The 17,291-nt window shown below is 41.8% G+C and carries 19 protein-coding genes; 17 read left to right on the forward strand and 2 right to left on the reverse strand.

Annotated features, from left to right (window positions below; genetic code table 11):
* The first annotated feature begins 314 nt into the window (after window positions 1-314).
* From P6N53_RS13865 to P6N53_RS13880, 4 genes are all read left to right on the forward strand, one after another.
* Entirely contained in the window at window positions 315-971 is a 657-nt protein-coding gene (locus P6N53_RS13865; protein ID WP_304544167.1) for a YczE/YyaS/YitT family protein, read from the forward strand.
* A 61-nt stretch (window positions 972-1,032) separates the two neighbouring features.
* Window positions 1,033-1,815, forward strand: a complete 783-nt coding sequence (locus P6N53_RS13870; protein WP_304544168.1) for a lipase family protein — start codon at window positions 1,033-1,035, stop codon at window positions 1,813-1,815.
* Between the two features lie 25 nt (window positions 1,816-1,840).
* A complete protein-coding gene (locus P6N53_RS13875) occupies window positions 1,841-2,245 on the forward strand; it encodes a (deoxy)nucleoside triphosphate pyrophosphohydrolase (RefSeq protein WP_304544169.1) in 405 nt (134 codons plus the stop codon).
* Between the two features lie 146 nt (window positions 2,246-2,391).
* Complete coding sequence (locus P6N53_RS13880; protein ID WP_304544170.1) at window positions 2,392-2,895, forward strand: hypothetical protein; 504 nt, start codon at window positions 2,392-2,394, stop codon at window positions 2,893-2,895.
* 22 nt (window positions 2,896-2,917) lie between these two features.
* Here P6N53_RS13880 and P6N53_RS13885 read toward each other — a convergent pair whose 3' ends face one another.
* Window positions 2,918-3,775: a hypothetical protein gene (locus tag P6N53_RS13885; RefSeq protein WP_304544171.1), complete on the reverse strand. Its 858-nt coding sequence runs from the start codon at window positions 3,773-3,775 to the stop codon at window positions 2,918-2,920.
* A gap of 163 nt (window positions 3,776-3,938) precedes the next feature.
* Window positions 3,939-4,730, reverse strand: a complete 792-nt coding sequence (locus P6N53_RS13890) for a 2-phosphosulfolactate phosphatase (protein ID WP_304544172.1) — start codon at window positions 4,728-4,730, stop codon at window positions 3,939-3,941.
* Between the two features lie 205 nt (window positions 4,731-4,935).
* Here P6N53_RS13890 and P6N53_RS13895 point away from each other — a divergent pair, with 205 nt between their 5' ends.
* The 13 genes from P6N53_RS13895 to P6N53_RS13955 all read left to right on the forward strand — a co-directional run bounded on the left by P6N53_RS13895 (window position 4,936) and on the right by P6N53_RS13955 (window position 17,288).
* On the forward strand, window positions 4,936-5,700 hold the full coding sequence (locus P6N53_RS13895; protein WP_304544173.1) for a flagellar motor protein: 765 nt from the start codon (window positions 4,936-4,938) through the stop codon (window positions 5,698-5,700).
* Window positions 5,700-6,458: a flagellar motor protein MotB gene (locus P6N53_RS13900; protein ID WP_304544174.1), complete on the forward strand. Its 759-nt coding sequence runs from the start codon at window positions 5,700-5,702 to the stop codon at window positions 6,456-6,458. Before P6N53_RS13895 ends, P6N53_RS13900 begins: the two co-directional genes overlap by 1 nt.
* A gap of 18 nt (window positions 6,459-6,476) precedes the next feature.
* Entirely contained in the window at window positions 6,477-6,962 is a 486-nt protein-coding gene (locus P6N53_RS13905) for a chemotaxis protein CheW (RefSeq protein WP_304544175.1), read from the forward strand.
* A 17-nt stretch (window positions 6,963-6,979) separates the two neighbouring features.
* On the forward strand, window positions 6,980-9,076 hold the full coding sequence (locus P6N53_RS13910; RefSeq protein ID WP_304544176.1) for a chemotaxis protein CheA: 2,097 nt from the start codon (window positions 6,980-6,982) through the stop codon (window positions 9,074-9,076).
* Entirely contained in the window at window positions 9,063-10,145 is a 1,083-nt protein-coding gene (locus P6N53_RS13915) for a protein-glutamate methylesterase/protein-glutamine glutaminase (RefSeq protein ID WP_304544178.1), read from the forward strand. Before P6N53_RS13910 ends, P6N53_RS13915 begins: the two co-directional genes overlap by 14 nt.
* A 70-nt stretch (window positions 10,146-10,215) precedes the next feature.
* Window positions 10,216-10,512, forward strand: coding sequence for a flagellar biosynthesis anti-sigma factor FlgM (gene flgM / locus P6N53_RS13920; RefSeq protein ID WP_304544181.1), 297 nt, complete (start codon window positions 10,216-10,218; stop codon window positions 10,510-10,512).
* 29 nt (window positions 10,513-10,541) lie between these two features.
* Window positions 10,542-11,024, forward strand: coding sequence for a flagellar protein FlgN (locus P6N53_RS13925; RefSeq protein WP_304544183.1), 483 nt, complete (start codon window positions 10,542-10,544; stop codon window positions 11,022-11,024).
* An 18-nt stretch (window positions 11,025-11,042) separates the two neighbouring features.
* Window positions 11,043-12,476 carry a flagellar hook-associated protein FlgK gene (gene flgK / locus P6N53_RS13930; protein ID WP_304544185.1) on the forward strand — a complete coding sequence of 478 codons (1,434 nt, stop codon included), beginning with the start codon at window positions 11,043-11,045 and terminating at the stop codon, window positions 12,474-12,476.
* Window positions 12,477-12,479: 3 nt separating this feature from the next.
* On the forward strand, window positions 12,480-13,511 hold the full coding sequence (gene flgL, locus P6N53_RS13935) for a flagellar hook-associated protein FlgL (RefSeq protein ID WP_304544187.1): 1,032 nt from the start codon (window positions 12,480-12,482) through the stop codon (window positions 13,509-13,511).
* A 39-nt stretch (window positions 13,512-13,550) separates the two neighbouring features.
* Window positions 13,551-13,904 (forward strand): hypothetical protein, encoded by a 354-nt coding sequence (locus tag P6N53_RS13940; protein ID WP_304544189.1) that lies wholly within the window; start codon window positions 13,551-13,553, stop codon window positions 13,902-13,904.
* 214 nt (window positions 13,905-14,118) lie between these two features.
* Window positions 14,119-14,967, forward strand: a complete 849-nt coding sequence (locus tag P6N53_RS13945; RefSeq protein WP_304544191.1) for a flagellin N-terminal helical domain-containing protein — start codon at window positions 14,119-14,121, stop codon at window positions 14,965-14,967.
* 109 nt (window positions 14,968-15,076) lie between these two features.
* Window positions 15,077-15,343, forward strand: a complete 267-nt coding sequence (locus tag P6N53_RS13950; protein ID WP_304544194.1) for a DUF8042 domain-containing protein — start codon at window positions 15,077-15,079, stop codon at window positions 15,341-15,343.
* Between the two features lie 22 nt (window positions 15,344-15,365).
* Window positions 15,366-17,288, forward strand: coding sequence for a motility associated factor glycosyltransferase family protein (locus P6N53_RS13955; RefSeq protein WP_304544196.1), 1,923 nt, complete (start codon window positions 15,366-15,368; stop codon window positions 17,286-17,288).
* Window positions 17,289-17,291: the final 3 nt, after the last annotated feature.

Here is a 17,291-nt window from a genome sequence, read left to right on the forward strand (position 1 = left end):
CGACATTCGGAGCAGTGGAAACAGCGCATCGCGAAGCTGAGGATGCGAAAATGGGTGCCCGGACATGGACGTCCGGGCAAGCCTGAGGTAAACACGATGTTTAATCGAAGGCGGCCCATTTTCGCCCGAAGAGAGTGATTAGCGCTGTCCACTGCGGAGAGAGGAGTCGTGAGGGATTATTAAAACCTGAATATAGGTAGTTTCTCGACACACTGAAGACCTGTTTATAGGCCTTATTATTTTTAAGCGGTTTACATTAGGGTCTATGTGAAATACAATGGATATAAGAATCCTTTCTAACTGGAGAGTCAATCATGAACAAACCTCTACAACTGATAGCTAGAGTAACCTGGCTAATGCTGGGTCTTTTTATTTTTTCCTTTTCCCTGGTCATGCTGATTGAGGCGAAGCTCGGGTTAAGCCCCTGGGATGTATTACATTTAGGTATAACCTACTACTTACCCTTTACCTTTGGTCAGGTGATTATAGGTACCGGATTGCTTTGCGTTGCCATAGCCTACCCCTTGGGCATTAAGCCCAGTTCAGCAACCATTATCAATATGTTTTTTGTCGGTATATTTGTTGATTTAATAGCTGCTGCAGGTTGGGTAGTGCCCCAGGAGTCTTACCTAGGGCGGTGGGTCTATTTGGCCCTAGGAGTGTTAGGCTGTGGCTTGGGTACAGGGGTATATATTTCTGCCAATATGGGCACCGGACCCAGGGATAGTTTAATGATGGGGCTCCACAGGAAAACCGGCTGGCGTATTGGAATTGTTAGAACTATCCTGGAGATATTGGCAGTAACTCTGGGCTATTTACTGGGGGGACCTGTTGGCGCCGGTACCATAATCTTTTCCTTAACCATCGGCTGGTCCTCGGAAGTATTCTTAAACCTTTTTAATTGGTGCAGCAGGCAAAAATGGTTTCAAATTAATCAGAGTGAAGGTTCAAAATCCTGTAAAGCACCCTAAGGGTCACCAACCAATGGCAACCATCATAACCTATGGTAAGCACAAAAAGAGGGTGTGAACCATGGGTTTAATTGTTTTTATTCATGGTATGGGCAATAATCCAAACCGATATTATTGGAGAGAATGGGGAGACCAGCTGCTGCCCTATTTACTTAAACAAGGTATCGACCTAGGAGAAATAAACTTTGACGGAGTATATTATTATGACTTGGTTCCACAACCAGGGGATGGGTGGAAGAAAATAACCTCTTTTTTTTATCGAGATACTGTTGGTGACCTGCGAAGGGAAATGTGGCATTATATTATTGAAGGTGGGGACATCAGTAGAATGCTGGGGCGTGGCCCCATAGATGGACTGGTTAATCTGGTGGCTGATAATTTCGGGGATATTTTTAGCTATCTGTTAAATGATGAAGCCTTTAATGCTGTTAACGAGAGATTATACTCCATGCTGGAAAAATCTAAAGAGCCGGTCACCCTGGTAGCTTACAGCCTGGGTACAATGGTTTCTTACTGTGCATTACAACAAAATCCTGAACTATCAAAAAGAATAAATCATTTCGTAACCCTTGGCAGTCCGATTTTTTGGTTCCGCAAATGGCTGGATAGGAGAGTTAATTTGCAGCAACGTCCCACCCAGGCCCATTGGACTAATTTGGCAGGTAAGTTGGACGTAGCCTGTCCTCATCTGGTAGATTACAATTGTTGTGGTCCCGATGAAAACCTTGAATGCGAATTGGATAAGTTCAATCCTGTTAAAGGACATACTGCTTATTTTACAGGTGCAGGGGCATTATATCTGTTAAGTGAAGCCATAGCTTCCCATTGGGTACGCAATATTTAACATAGGAGATTACTAAGGAGAAAGAATGCAAACTATCATTGTAACGGCTGCTATCATTCATAGGGAAGAGCAGATCCTCATAGCCCAACGCAATAAGGACGCAGACCATGGTTCTAAGTGGGAGTTTCCAGGTGGAAAGTTGAGATTTTCAGAGGATCCAAGGTTGGGGCTTAAGCGAGAAATAAAAGAAGAATTGGACATGGATATAGAGGTAGGGGATATATTTGAAGTGGTTTCACATAACTACGGAGACCGTCATATCCTGCTCCTTTGTTATACCTGTCATTACCTAGGACAAAGTCCTAAAACCAAGGACTGTCAAGATTTTTGCTGGTTAACACCTGAGGAGATGCTGGGTTATGAATTTACTGAAGCGGATATTCCTGTGGTGGAGAAGCTTAGGAGTACAAGGAATAAAGTAAAATGTTAAAGGATAAGAATATCACCTGTTAATTTAACATACCTTCTATGATATAATTTAGTTCAGACCGATAGATATAAGCAACGTCCCCAGTTTAATGACCGGGGATATTGTTTTTGAGGTTTTCCTGTTTAATTTAGAAGGGGAGATAAATTTTGCAAAAACAGGTGGTTTTCCCGGCGTTTTTAGGAGAATCAGAAATGGCTGTGGTTGTAGTAATACCTTCAATAAAGGAAGATATGGCAGACATTTTTGACAGATTTCATTCCGGAGAAGAGGTAGACTATTGGTTCTCCTGGGATCTGGTGCTTACCGATACCGGTGAGTATCTTGTTGTCCTAGAAGTTGACTGGGCCCAGGGGGATGGACTAATCGTAGCCTTTACCACAGAAATGTGGGAGTTTTTAGTTCTCATGGTACAGAAGGAAAATTTGGTTATCATGGCTGACTGGAATGTCCTTGAAGAGGGTGCACCCACTCTAGTTAGTGAGGAAGAATTTAAGCCCTATGCTTTGTTAATTAGGGATGTACATACTGGCCTAGATAAGTTATACGATCAGGTGAAGGAATTGGTTTCTGTAAACGACGGTATTGAGGAGCTGTCAAATTTACAGCTTTTATTAGAGGGGACCAACAATCAAAATATCACATTACATTAAGAGGGCACCATATGGGGTGCCCTCAAATTGTTTGTGCTCTATTATTGTTAAAGCTTTTTTCAAAACAAGCTGGGTGCCCACAAATTAAAAGATTTTCATCATAAGCATAGAAGGTCTTCTGGCCTGGGTCAATGGGCTGACCGCAGATAGAGCAATGAATGGTTTCCGGGCAGGGAACAATAATTCCTGTTAGCTTGCCTCCATTCCAATCTATCTCAAAGAGGTTTAGCTGGGTCTTAAGTGGCTTAGCAGGACTGCAGCCGGGATGATAAAAATATCTTTGCTTCCGGCCCTCCTGTCTTATTTTAAGTTCTACCACCGGGCTAAAGGGTGAGATGACCTTTTGGCAATGGCGGCAGGTTCTGGTGCGTGCCATGGTGCTTTTAAGAATATACCTTGGCTTAGAGGGTTTTTTACGTACCTCCCGATCCTTCCAGTAAAGTTTTTTCCTTTCTGGGCAGGCGTTAACCCACTGCTCTATTTGGGAATAATAGCTGCGATAATCCCTTTCCTCCAGCTTTATTTCCTCTGGAAAACCGGCCTCAACAACCATCCGGTGAAATTCCCCTTCGGCTGCCTCATGGGCCAGACCATCCATTTTGTGGGTTTCCCAATTATAATTATGCTCCTTAAGCCAATTATGGTAAACATTAAAAATATTCCCGGAGCAAACCAAATATTTATCTTCAGAGGTTGCCTGAGCTTCCTTCATTAAGCCTAACATTAATTGACATACCAATTCCTCCCAGCCCATCTTATTGGTCCAGGTTACAGGAATCCTGGCTGAATAAATCTCCCTGGTTTCCTCACAAACGAGCACAACAACTTCGCCGAAGGCGCGACATCCACCACCAGCATCTTCAACATACCAGGTTTTCATTTTGTATATCACCTCCAACAAAAACAGGCTTCCGGTTGGGCAACCAAGAAGCCTGCCACAATCTAAAAGTTTGTATATACATTTTATAGAACTTCCTTGCAAGTTGCAAGCTATAGAAACTAGGCTGTCTGGTAAAATTGGGGAAATTAATTTGTTATATTATTTATAGGATTTTATCATTAAAAAACACCGGTACATTTGTTAAGTGATTTAATTTAGAGCAATAATCTAAATCAGCAGCCAAACCCAGTTGAAGAAGCTTTTGGCCATGTAGTGAATCCAAGAGACCTTGTATAGGACTTTGCCAATAATATTCTGCTAATCGAAGGGCAGCCACAGCGGCATCCTCTAATATCAGAGCGTCATTATTAAATATGGGTGTCTCTTCAAGATAAAATTTATTGTGTTCTTGAGTTTTAGCCTGCCAAGGATTTTTATTAAAAAACTTTAGTAAATCCTTTATAACAAGGCCGGCAGCCAGGGTGTCTTCAAGGGAAAACTTCCCCCTGGTACCGGCACAAACCAGTACAATGTCCTTTGAAAGATCTGCCAGAGCTTTAGCAACAGAGGAACAATTTAGCAGGCTACCAATGAACACCCGGCCATTTTCCCCAGCAGCATATCTGATAGCCTTGGTTCCATTGGTGGTGCTTATAATAACTGTTTTGTCCTTTACTACGCTGGCTGTGTATTCCAAAGGTGAATTACCCAGATGAAAACCTGTCACCTTGATAGCTCCCCGTTCCCCACCAAGTATAAAAGAACCCTCAGGCAATTGCCTTGCCAGGGCAAAGGCATCTTCCACATCGATAACAGGTATCACTTCTTTGCAGCCATTGGCAAGGGCTGTTGAAATTGTGCTGCTGGCCCTTAAGATATCAAACATGACGACCGATTTATTTGATAGGGCTTCTCCAGCAATATTTCCGGCAGTGGCTATAACAGAAACTCTCATAATTAAGGGGCGGCCTCCAATTCATAAGACTAGATTTAACCAGATATTTTATTATACTACGAACTGGGGTGAAATAGTTCTTTGGTCAATACCTGAAGCTGCATGCTAAGTTCTTACAAAAACCTATATTTTTATGGAAGAATTAAGAATAGCAGGATTTTTAAAGGATTTAGTCGTAAAATAATAATGTTGGGAAGTGACGTTCTTGGATATGATGACTCCGGCAGGACTATTTTTTGCTGCTGCCTGCCTAATCGTCGGCTTTCTTTTTGAGGGAGGACATGTTAGTGCCCTGTTTGCTCCGAGTGCTTTCATTATTGTAATTGGTGGTACTATTGGAGCTACTGCCGTAGCCTTTTCCACTTCGGAAGTACTAACGGTGCCAACTCTAATTAAAAGAGCTGTAACAAAGAAACTGCCCGATTTTTCGGAAACAACAGATCTAATTGTTAAATTGTCAGAAACAGCTAGGCGTGAGGGATTACTTTATCTAGACAATCAATTGGATGAAATTGAAGACCCTTTTCTTCGCAAGGCCATGCAGCTTGTGGTGGATGGGACTGATCCTGAGATGGTGAGGAGCATTTTAGAAACGGAAGTATATGCAGCCTATGAGAGACATCAGGTTGGTGTACATATTTTTGAGTCCGCCGGGGGCTATGCGCCCACCATGGGTATTATAGGCACGGTCATGGGGCTGGTCCACGTACTAGGAAGTCTCTCGGATCCCGACAGCCTGGGTCCGGCCATTGCAATGGCTTTTATTGCCACCCTCTACGGTGTAGGCTCGGCCAACGTTTTTTGGCTGCCCATTGGTGCAAAGCTTAAAAATTTGAGCAAAAAAGAACTGGTTTTGCGGGAAATGATGATTGAGGGTATTCTGGCCCTACAGGCAGGGTATAATCCCATAATTATTCGGGAAAGGTTAAATGCCTTCATTAAGCCGGCCCAGCATAAAGGTGATGCCTAATGAGGAGACGCGGGGGTTATGAAAAGGAAAATCGGGAAAGATGGCTGATCACCTATGCAGACTTGATCACCCTTTTATTAATATTTTTTGTGGTGATGTACACCTTAAGTAAAATTGATGCTAATAAATATCATGCCATCGCGGCCTCGCTGTCAAAGAGCATGGGAGGTAGTCAGAGTATCCTAGAAACGGGCGGACCTTCCATAGTTCCGGGGATCCAAGAGGATATAGATTTTGAGCTGGACATAAATCAAGCCGAGCTAGAGAACATGGAGAGGCTTAGGCAACAAATCCAGGAATATGTTGATGAAAACGGGCTTACTGGAAAAGTAACTGTTACTATAGAAGAAAGAGGAGTAGTGGTAAGCTTTCAGGATGTGGTATTATTTCCCCTTGGTGTTGCAGAGTTAAACCCGTCATCCCAAGAAATTGTTGACAAGATAGGCGGTATTCTGCGTCAAACCAGCAATTACATTCGTGTAGAAGGGCATACAGACACTCTGCCCATTAGGACAGGCAGGTTTCCTTCAAACTGGGAATTGTCCCTGGCCAGATCCGCCAGTGTAGTTCATCGCTTAATAAATTTTAGCGATATTTCTCCAAATCGCTTATCAGCTACAGGTTACGGCGAATATCGACCCAGGGTGCCCAATGATACCGATGCCAACCGCCAGCAAAATCGGCGGGTTGATATAGTTGTTTTACGAACTAAGTTTCAAGAGGTGGAACCTGAGGCCATTAATTTAGCTATTGATTAATAAAAAGGAGTGAATTTTATGTCTACCTTGACCCAGAGTGCCCAGGAAGAACAGGTTGTTGTATTTCAATTAATGGAGCAGATTTATGGTATAGATATTAACTCGGTTTTTGAGATAATAAGGATGGAGAGTATCACCAAAATCCCCCGAACCCCTCATTTTGTAGAAGGAGTTATCAATCTAAGGGGCAGGATTATTCCGGTTATTGATTTGACCAATCGTTTTGGATTGGGTGTAAGCGAGAGGACCCAGGCCAGCCGGATCATAATTGTTGAGGTATCTGAGCAGAAAATAGGTATGATTGTAGATTCTGTACAAGAGGTACTACGGATTCCTGTTTCGTCAATTGAGCCACCTCCGCCGGTGGTGAATGGCATTGACGCGGCCTATTTGAGGGGAATAGCAATTTTGGAAGCCAGACTGGTTATTCTTCTGGATCAGAATAGAGTGTTGATGGAAGATGAAAAGGAGCAACTTATCCAGGCAGATTTCTTAGGTAACTAGGGTAGGGGGTGAGGACGATGTTTTCAGATATTGAAGTAGGCATTTTTATAGATGAATTAGAGGAAAAAATTCAGGTAATAAATGATGGTTTGCTGATTTTGGAGCGAGAGGAAAACAATCAGGAAACTATCCAGGAAATATTTAGGGCTGCCCACACTATTAAAGGTTCCTCAGGAATCATGGGATACCTAAATATGACATCACTAACCCATGAAATGGAAAATCTGTTTGACAAAATCCGTCAGGGGGATATTAGTGTAACTTCTTCCATGGTTAACGTGCTGTTTGAGGCTTTAGATACCTTGAAGGCACTGAAGGATGAGGTTACAGGTGATGGGCAGCCTGTAGATACCTCCGGTGTTGTTGCAAAGATCAGGGGATTTGTAGATGGTGATGCAGAGAAAAAGGAAGCCGCCCCGGCAGTTTCTGAGAGACAAGCCACTGCTAATAGCTCTAGCCAAGAACGCCAATGGATCGAAATCGGGGAGGTTGAAGAGATAGTCCTTCGAGAGGCAGAGTTAAGGGGCTTTCAGTCCTTCCAGGTTGCTGTGGACATAGCCCATGATTGCCAAATGAAGAACGTTCGGGCCTTTTTGATCTTTGAAACACTGCAGCAGGCAGGAGATGTAATTAAGAGTGTTCCTGGTGCTGAGGATATTCAGGAAGGCAAATATGATACAGGTTTCCAAGTGCTTCTGGTTACCAAGGAAGATGGTGACAGGATCAAAAACATGGTCATTACCATTTCTGAGGTTACCAATTGTGAAGTTCAACCTGTGGTATTGCCTGGAGCGGAAGTCTTTGTAGAGCAACCCAGAAGCTCGGAACCAGGTGTTAAGCTCCCTGAGATAAAAGAGATTAAGAATGGAACAGCCAATGGCAACGGGGATACCTTGGACAAAAAGGCTACTAAGACTGTAAGGGTAGATGTAAATAAGCTTGACAACCTCATGAACCTGGTAGGTGAACTGGTTATAGACCGGACCAGGCTGAATAGATTTGCAGAAATATTTGAAGGACGTTTTGGGTCCGATGATTTAGTGGAATCCATTAATGAGATCTCTAATCACCTAGGACAGGTAACAGGAGACCTTCAGGAACAAATAATGAAGGCCAGGATGCTGCCTGTGGCCCAGCTATTCAACCGTTTCCCCCGTATGGTCAGGGATACGGCTCAGAAGCTAAACAAGGAAATTGACTTTGTTGTTGAGGGCAAGGAGACTGAACTGGATCGTAACGTTATTGAAGTAATCGGTGATCCTCTGATTCATTTGATTAGAAATGCCATTGACCATGGTATTGAGATGCCCGAGGAACGGGAAAAGGCGGGTAAACCCCGGGTGGGAACCCTGTTATTAAAGGCGTCCTACGCAGAAAGTCACATAATGATTACCATTCAAGATGATGGCAAGGGAATAGATGTAAATAAAATCAGGAACAAGGCCGTTGAGCTGGGCTTTTATGACCGGGAGTCAGTGGAGCGACTTACAGACCGTGAGGCTCTAAATCTTATTTTCAGGGCAGGTTTTTCAACGAAAAGCAATGAAGTAAGTGATCTTTCGGGCCGAGGGGTAGGGATGGATGTTGTCAATACAGCCATTGAGCAAATTAATGGAACGGTAGAAATGACCACAGCCCTGGGGGTTGGTACCTGCTTCATTATCCGCTTACCTTTGACCCTGGCCATCATCCGTGCCCTGATGGTGACCCTGGGCAAACAGGTTTATGCCTTCCCCCTGACCAATGTTTCAGAAACTATCAGGATTGCCGACAATGAAGTGCGCCGTATTGGAAATAATGAGGTCATCGTAGTGAGGGATAAAATCTTACCCCTGGTAAGACTGGGGCGTCTCTTCCAGTGCCAGGATTGTGCCGAGGATACCAAAATGTTTGTGGTAATTCTTGGTTCCGGGGATAAGAAAATAGCGGTGGTTGTTGATACACTGATGGGAGAGCAGGAAATAGTAATTAAATCCCTGGGAGATTATCTGGGCCAAGTGTCGGGACTATCCGGTGCATGTATCCTGGGAGACGGTAAAGTAGCCTTGATAGTAGATGTAAGGGGATTGGTTAAAGAACTAGGCGCCGAGGAGTCAGCCTATGCTGCAAGTTAAAGTTCTTGTGGTGGATGATTCCTCTTTAATGCGTCGCATCATCACCAGGCTTTTAGAGGAAGATCCAGCCCTTAAAGTGGTAGGTACGGCTGCCGATGGCATAGATGCTATCCAGCAGATTAAAGTACTAAGACCAGATGTGGTTACCCTTGATGTAGAAATGCCCAAGCTTGACGGAATTGCTACCCTTCGCCGAATGATGGTGGAGTGTCCAGTTCCCGCAGTAATGCTGAGCGCCCATACCCATGAGGGTGCCAGATCCACCATGGATGCCCTGTCCGCCGGAGCGGTAGACTTTGTGGCCAAGCCCAGTTCACCCTCGGACTTGCCGGCTATGGTGGAGGAACTGAAGGCAAAGCTAAAGGTGGCCTCTAGGGTATCCATGAGACGGGTTTTCAAGACAACCAACATCACTCCTCCCGTGACCCAGCGGAGAACTCCCCCACCCCAGGTAAAACCTGCCGCCACACCGGCCAAAAGACAGGTGTGCAATAAAATTGATCTGGTTGTAATAGGCTGCTCAACTGGCGGTCCGGCAGCACTGCAGCAGATAATACCATTACTTCCTGCTGATTTACCGGCGGGAGTAGTGGTTGTTCAACATATACCCATTGGTTTTTCCAAATCCATGGCGGAGCATCTAGCCCGCAAAAGCAAAATAGAAGTATCCCATGCCGAAGAGGGCGATGAAATAAAACCCGGCAAAGTTTTGGTTGCCCCGGCCGGCTTTGATCTGACCTTTAAAAGCAGGGGCAGAGGTTTTGCTGTAAGTCTAGGTAATTTTGGTCAGCCCCTGGCCCCTGGAGGCTTTCGGCCTTCAGTTGATGTGGTTATGAAGTCTGCTGCAGAAGTGGTAGGCTGTCGCACCATGGGGGTGCTGCTTACCGGCATGGGCAGAGATGGCGCCCAGGGAATGCTGGCAATTAAAAACCAGGGTGGCCCCACCATGGCCGAGCATGAAAGCAGCTGTGTGGTCTATGGCATGCCCAAAGCCGCTGTTGATTTGGGGGCGGCGGGAAAAGTTGTCCCCTTGAAACAAATTGCACAAGAAATTCAGGCAGTTTTTTAAAACTGTTATTAAGGTTGGCTGAAAAATGCCGACAATATATATAACAGTGAGAAAAACGAAGGTGAGATAAATGAAAATAAATGGTTATACCCCCCTTAACAATGTGTTAAAGGCCTACAACCAAAATAAAACAGACAAAACTATGGTTAAAGATAAAAAATCCGTAACCCAGGAAGACTCTGTGCAGCTTTCCGGAGAGGCCAAGTTTAAGAAGGAGATTGAGTCCACCCTTCGTGAGCTGCCCGAGGTTCGGGAAGAGCTTGTCAGCAAGATTAAAAGGGATATTAACTCAGGCGCTTATAAAATAGATAGTGACAAAATTGCAGCCGAGATCATTAAAGAGAGGCTCCTAGACGAGAAGATTTAATAAGGATGGTGCAAATGGAGTCTTTACTTTTGAGTTTGTATGAGATTTTAAAATTGCAAAATGAAAAGGTCATTGAGTTAAAGGAAGTTGCTCAAGAACATAATCTGGCAATGCAAAAGAATGATATTGAAACCATCCTGACAGTTGTAAAAAGGCAAGAATCTTTGATTTTGCTATTGGCTCAGCAGGATAAGAAGCGTGAAGCTGTTCAGGAGCAGTTAGCTAAGCATTTAGGTGGTGTAGAGGGAAACCCAACCCTAAGTCAGCTGTTGGAAAAGTCTCCGGAGTCAAAAGCAAAGTCTGAACTAATACGAATGGCTGAAAAATCTAAAGAAAACCTAAAGGCCTTGAATGAACTTAACCAGTTAAATAATGTTCTGGCCCGGCGTGGCCTGATATTTTCACAGCAACTGAGAAATCTTATTCAGCCAAGGGATGGTAATACCTATCAGGGCACAGGAGAGATCAAAACTCAAGATAAAGTAATTTCGGTAATTAATAGGACTATATAGTAGCAAGGTGGTATAGATATGGCGGGAGGAACTTGGTTAGGCTTAGAAACAGCACGACGGGGGATTATGGTACACCGACAGGCGTTGGATATTACAGGTCACAACCTGGCCAATGCCAGTACCCCTGGATATTCTAGACAAGAAGCAGTCATAAGGGCTACTGATCCTTATACAGTTCCCGGGATAAACAGCTCCTGCACCCCGGGACAGTTTGGTACCGGTTCCATGGTGGATTACATTCGCCGGATCAAGGATGAGTATTTGGATAACAACGTCCGTATGGCCACTGCAGACAGCGGCTACTGGGAGGATCAGATATCCATCTTCCAGCAGGCTGAAGCATGCTTTGCAGAACCTGCTACCAACGGCATCAGCAAGCAAATTGTAGAGCTTTTCAAGGGCTGGATGGATTTGAATAACTACCCCACTGACCTGGGGGTAAAGGCCACTGTGGTGGAAACGGCTAGTAATCTAGCGGTTATGCTTAGCTCCGTATATAAGCAGCTTGACACTATTGAAACTGGTGTGCTGGACGTAGATGCGGGAGTAGTTAAAGGTGGCATGATGAAGGACCAGGTTGACCAAATTAACAGTATCATTACCCAAATTAATGATCTCACAAATTCCATTAAAAAAATATACGTAGTGGGCCAACAACCAAATGATTTATTAGACAAGCGTGATGCGTTACTTGAACAATTAAGTCATTATGGACCTGTTCAGGTAACTGATGGATTTAATAACGGTAAACCTAATGGTGAACTAACTTTAGCATTCTACGGAACAGAAGTGCTAAATTCCAGCAGCGGTGTATGCTTGAATGATTTAGAGCTTGAAGTAAATGCTGGCGGAGAAATTATAGTGAATTCCACCAGCAGCGGAGAAATAGTTAATCTGAGTGAAAAACTAGATAACCAGGAATTCAGTGGTTCGTTGGTTGGCCTAGTCAACGCAAGACAGAAGCTAATTGACGAACAGGATAAATTAAATACACTGGCAGAGGCCATTAGAGATGAAATGAACACTATTTTATCAGCCTCAGGTACTGGTTATGAAACATTCTTATATACTGGGAATCTTGAAAATGGTGATTTTAAGGTAAATCCTGATTTGTTTAAAAACCCTGATAAACTTGACGGAGCCATAGCGCATGCGGCAGCGGAAATTAGAGACAAAGACATAGCTTCATTAGGTAACAGTACCTTTAGCGAATATTATGGCTTTATTGTCACCGATGTAGGTAATGCAGCTAAAAATGCCAACTCAATGGCGGCCAACCAAAAAGCTATCAAAACTCAAATTACTGCATTGCGTGATTCGGTTTCAGGTGTCTCCACCGATGAAGAATTAACTAAAATGATGCAGTTCCAGTATGGCTGGCAGGCCTCGGCCCGCATGATCACGGTTGTTGATGAAATGTTAGACGTAATCATCAATAGAATGGGGGTGTAAGAAGTGCGTATTACTAACCAGTATTTGGCCAACTCAATGATAAAACATCTACAAGGTAATTTATCACGCTTAGCCACCAGTCAGGAGCAGATAGCCACCACAAAACGTGTTAACCGTCCCAGTGATGATCCTAATATCTTAAGCCCCCTCCTGGCAATTAAAGGAAATTTAATATATAACGAGCAATATGATCGTAACTTGAATGATGGTTTGGCTTATCTAGATGTATGCGATTCGGCTCTGGGTACCATTGGAAGTGTTCTGACAAAGGCATATGAGTATGCATCACAAACCGCAAACGACTCTTATAACCCGGATGATCGCAAATCCGTTGCTTCGCAAATTGATAAGCTGATTGACCAGATTGTAGAGCTGGGCAACTCTGCGGTGGGCTCGAAATATGTTTTTGCCGGCACGGATAATGGACATCCCCCTTTTAAGAGGGTAAAGGATGACTCGGGAGTGGAGTATATTGTTTTCATGGGTAATACAGATCAAGTAATGCGTGAAGTAGCAGCCCATACATCTTATCCTATAAGTGCAAATGCGGTTGGGTTTGGTGCCACGGCATCTGAAGGCATATTTGGTTGGGCTAATGATCCTACCCCAAAAACAATTACTATCAACGGTGTAAGTTCAGATTTCCAGGTAATCTATATGGACGACCCGTCGGTGAGCGATGATTTTTCGGGAGTTCTTAAAGAATTATTTACATTTAGGAACTCCTTAAATGACGGTGCCGATCCCGCTGCTCAGCAACAAAAAATTGAAGAAAGTATTGGTGGTTTACAAAAGGTTAGTGACAGGATACTGCAACATCGCGTTGCAGTAGGGGCACGCTTTAATCAGTTTGAAGACATGAAAAAACAAATATTAAACCAAAACTTAAATTTGGAAAGTACTATGTCTACACTTGAGGATGCTGATTTATCTAAGCTATCTATACTTTCATCCCAGCAATTACTAACCTACCAGGCATCATTGGCAATCGGCTCAAATGTACTCAGCACATCTTTACTTGATTTCCTTAGATAAGCTGACTCCCTATAAATTTAATGTAGGAAGTGAGTGACTATGAAAATAGGTGCAGGTGGTTTGCAGCCCTATGTTATGCATGATGTTTTGAAAAATGTTGACCAGTCTATGAAGCCTAAGGCAGGGGTTCAAGAAACTCTAGTTCAAGCCCAAGGCCGTGACTTAAACATGCTAAAGGAAGAGTTAAACAGAGCCATAGAGTATCTCAATAAACTTGCAAATGCTATGAATTATCCTGTTTTCGTATCCCTTAAAGAACCACCTCCTAGGCTTAAGTTAGTTCTTAAGAATAAAAGGAATGGCTCAGAAAAAGAGATAAGCATAGAAGAATTTAATCTTTTGGCTGCACAATTAGAAGGATTCAAAGGATCCAATATAGATAGTTTTGCCTAAGGTAATAAATGGCAATAAAAATTATTAAGATAAAGTATAAAGTAGGTTGAATTCTTATCCGATAAAAGTATTGAGTAAGCAGATAATTAACAATTCACTGGCGGCCGACAATGAAGATGTTAATTATCACTAAATATATCCAGGGTGGGCTGGATTAAAAAAACCACTAAATAGGCAAGGATGCCAATTGTAAAATCAAGGAGGAAAAACAAACATGATTATCAACCACAATATGATGGCGATGAACGCCCACCGTTCCCTTACTATCAACACAGGTGCAACCTCTAAATCCATTGAAAAACTATCTTCCGGTCTGCGCATCAACCGTGCTGGTGACGATGCTGCCGGTCTGTCCATCTCCGAAAAAATGCGCGGCCAAATCCGTGGTCTGCAACAGGCTTCCAGAAACGCTCAAGACGGTATTTCCCTCCTGCAGACCGCTGAAGGTTCAATGAACGAAACCCATGCTATTCTGCAGCGTATGAGAGAACTGGCTGTTCAGTCTGCCAACGACACCAACGTAACTATTGATAGAGATGCTCTGCAGGAAGAATTTAATGCACTTAAGAACGAAATTGACAGAATTGCTAACACCACAGAGTTTAACACTCAAAAACTAATTAGTTCTGATGCTGGCACTTTAGTGTTCCATGTTGGTGCAAACCAAGACCAAATTATCAGTGTTACTTTTGCAGATATGAGAGCAACTGAAACTACTGTGAATTTAGGCTACATTGATTCTGCAGTAACTATTGATATGAGTGTTGCTATTTCTAATCGTTCCAATGCTAATGCAATGATTACTTCGATTGACAACTCTATTACCGCTGTTTCTACCCAAAGATCCAAATTAGGTGCTATTCAGAACCGTCTGGAGCACACCATTAAGAACCTGGATGTTGCCGCTGAGAACCTGCAGGCTTCCGAATCTCGTATTCGTGACGTAGATATGGCTAAGGAAATGATGGAGTTCACTAAGACCAACATCCTGAACCAAGCTGCTCAGGCTATGCTGGCCCAGGCCAACCAACTGCCTCAAGGCGTACTTCAATTATTAAGATAGTTAAACTAACTAAAAAATATTTTAGAGCCAGCAAACATTTTGCTGGCTTTTTAAAACCAATCAGAAAATTTATTTGGTTTTAAAAAGCTAGTATAATGATATAAGGAGAATGATGATGGGGAGAATTAACGTTGTTGTAGAAACAATAAGAGAGGGAAATATTAACAATGCATATGAAATGGTTAATCTTTTAATCGATGATATTTCAAAATTATTAGATAATGAGCAAGCCCGAGGGGAGCAAATAGAGGAAGCCTTTCTTAACAAACTTAACGCATTAATAAATGAAATTAAATTGTCTATGTTTCATCATGATGTTGTATATCTAGTAGATCTATTAAAATATGAATTGCCCCAATATATAATAATTGAGTAAAAGACGGTAAGGAGTTTAAAGGATGAAAATAATAGACAAAAATATACAGGCTCTAAAAGAAAAGAAATATGATTTCGTAGAGGATTTACTTGCAATAAAAGATGTGGATAATAATGAAAACATTAGGGTACTTCAATCACCTATGGGACACTATGTAATGTATAAAAAAAATCCTGAAGGTCATTATCTACAAATAAATAGTATGTATGATCCATCCGAGGAAGCGAATTATACTGTACGTAAATTGCCCAAAGATATGGTCAGGCGGATTGTCATAGTAATCGGAGTTGGTATGGGATATCACTTACGGGAAGTGGTTAAGAGGATTAATGAGAAATCAGTTGTCATTATCATAGAAAATAATATTGATATGTTGTATCATCTTCTTCATCACGAAGATCTTACAGAAGAAATTAATTCTAAAAACGTATCTTTTATAGTTGGTAATAAAGAGAAAATTAGTATAGAAGTTTGCAGGGTAGTATCTTCATTTACCTTTAATTTAAACGATATATTAATAATAACTTTACCTATTATGGATTTAGAATATCTTAAGTTTTGCAGATTGATATCACAAAGTATAGAACTTCAGAAAACTAATAAAATATTTATGATGGGTAACGATACTGAAGATAGCTTAATCGGCATAAGGAACAATTTTTTAAATTGTGGTGAACTTTTAAAAAGTCCTGGAATTGATGAATTATTATCTATTGCAGGGGACATATACAAAAACAAACCGGCTGTTATTGTGGCTTCCGGCCCTTCATTAAATAAGAACATTCATCTCTTGAAAGAAATTCAAGATAAAGCATTAATCATTGCCTGTGATGGTTCTCTCTCATTGTTACAGGAAAATGGTATAGAACCCCATGTAGTTTCCAGCGTTGAAAGAATATTTAAAACCTATCAAGCATTTTATGAAAATAAAAAGATTCCTCCTAATACAGTACTTATGACTATTCCTGTAATTAGAAAAGAGATATTCCAGTGTTTTAAAGATAACAGGAAGATTGTCAGCATTAGAAAAGGGGAAGGAATAAATGAATGGATGTCAAAAGTTGTTCCGCAAAAAGGAAAAATAAATGCTGGAACATCTGTGGCCCATTTATGTTTTTCCTTTGCTCAAGCTGTCGGCGCTGATCCTATTATTTTAGTAGGTCAGGACCTAGCCTATTCGTCGGGTGGATACTCACATGCAGAAGGCGTTGAAATTCGAGAACGTATTATAAATAATAAGAATACAGTATATGTTAAAGATTATGATGGTAATAATATACCTTCTACATATGTATGGCGTAATTTCCTAGCCCAGTTTGAGTTGTATATTGACAAATGCGATGCACTTTGTATTGATGCTACCGAAGGTGGGGCTTATATAAATGGGACAAAAATCATGAAGCTGCAGGATGTTATTGAGCAGTATTGTAGCAATGACGAGAATATAATCCCGGTATATAAACTGGTTGAATCATACAACACTACTTCGGCAGAAGTAGAGAACGGCTATGTTAACTATATTAAATTAATAGACAAAGAGATTAGTAAATTTAAAAAACTAATTAAAACTGCTAAAAAAGCACAGATTATGGCTAAGAAGGCTACTAAAAATTTTAATAAGGATGTTTATACGGAAGAACAGCTTGATAAATTATATGACAGCATTGAATTTGTTGAAAATATGGTTAAAGATATTACCCGTGACTATGTGTTTATGCATGCTTATCAATATACATTAAGAATAGTTGCCATTAAAGTAAGTCTTTTAGGAAAAGGCATTGAGGAACTAAGTATAGATGTTTTACTTAACAATATAAAGTTACAACAGGAACTTATTAAAGAGATAATTAACATAGGTGAACAGTTTATTGATACGTTTAATGAGGCTAGAAAAATAGTGGAGAAATCTTTAGATGATCATAGGAAAGTTTATACTCCGTATTAAGAA

This window comes from Desulforamulus aquiferis (genome assembly GCF_030577015.1).
GTDB classification, from domain to species: Bacteria; Bacillota; Desulfotomaculia; order Desulfotomaculales; family Desulfotomaculaceae; genus Desulfotomaculum; species Desulfotomaculum aquiferis.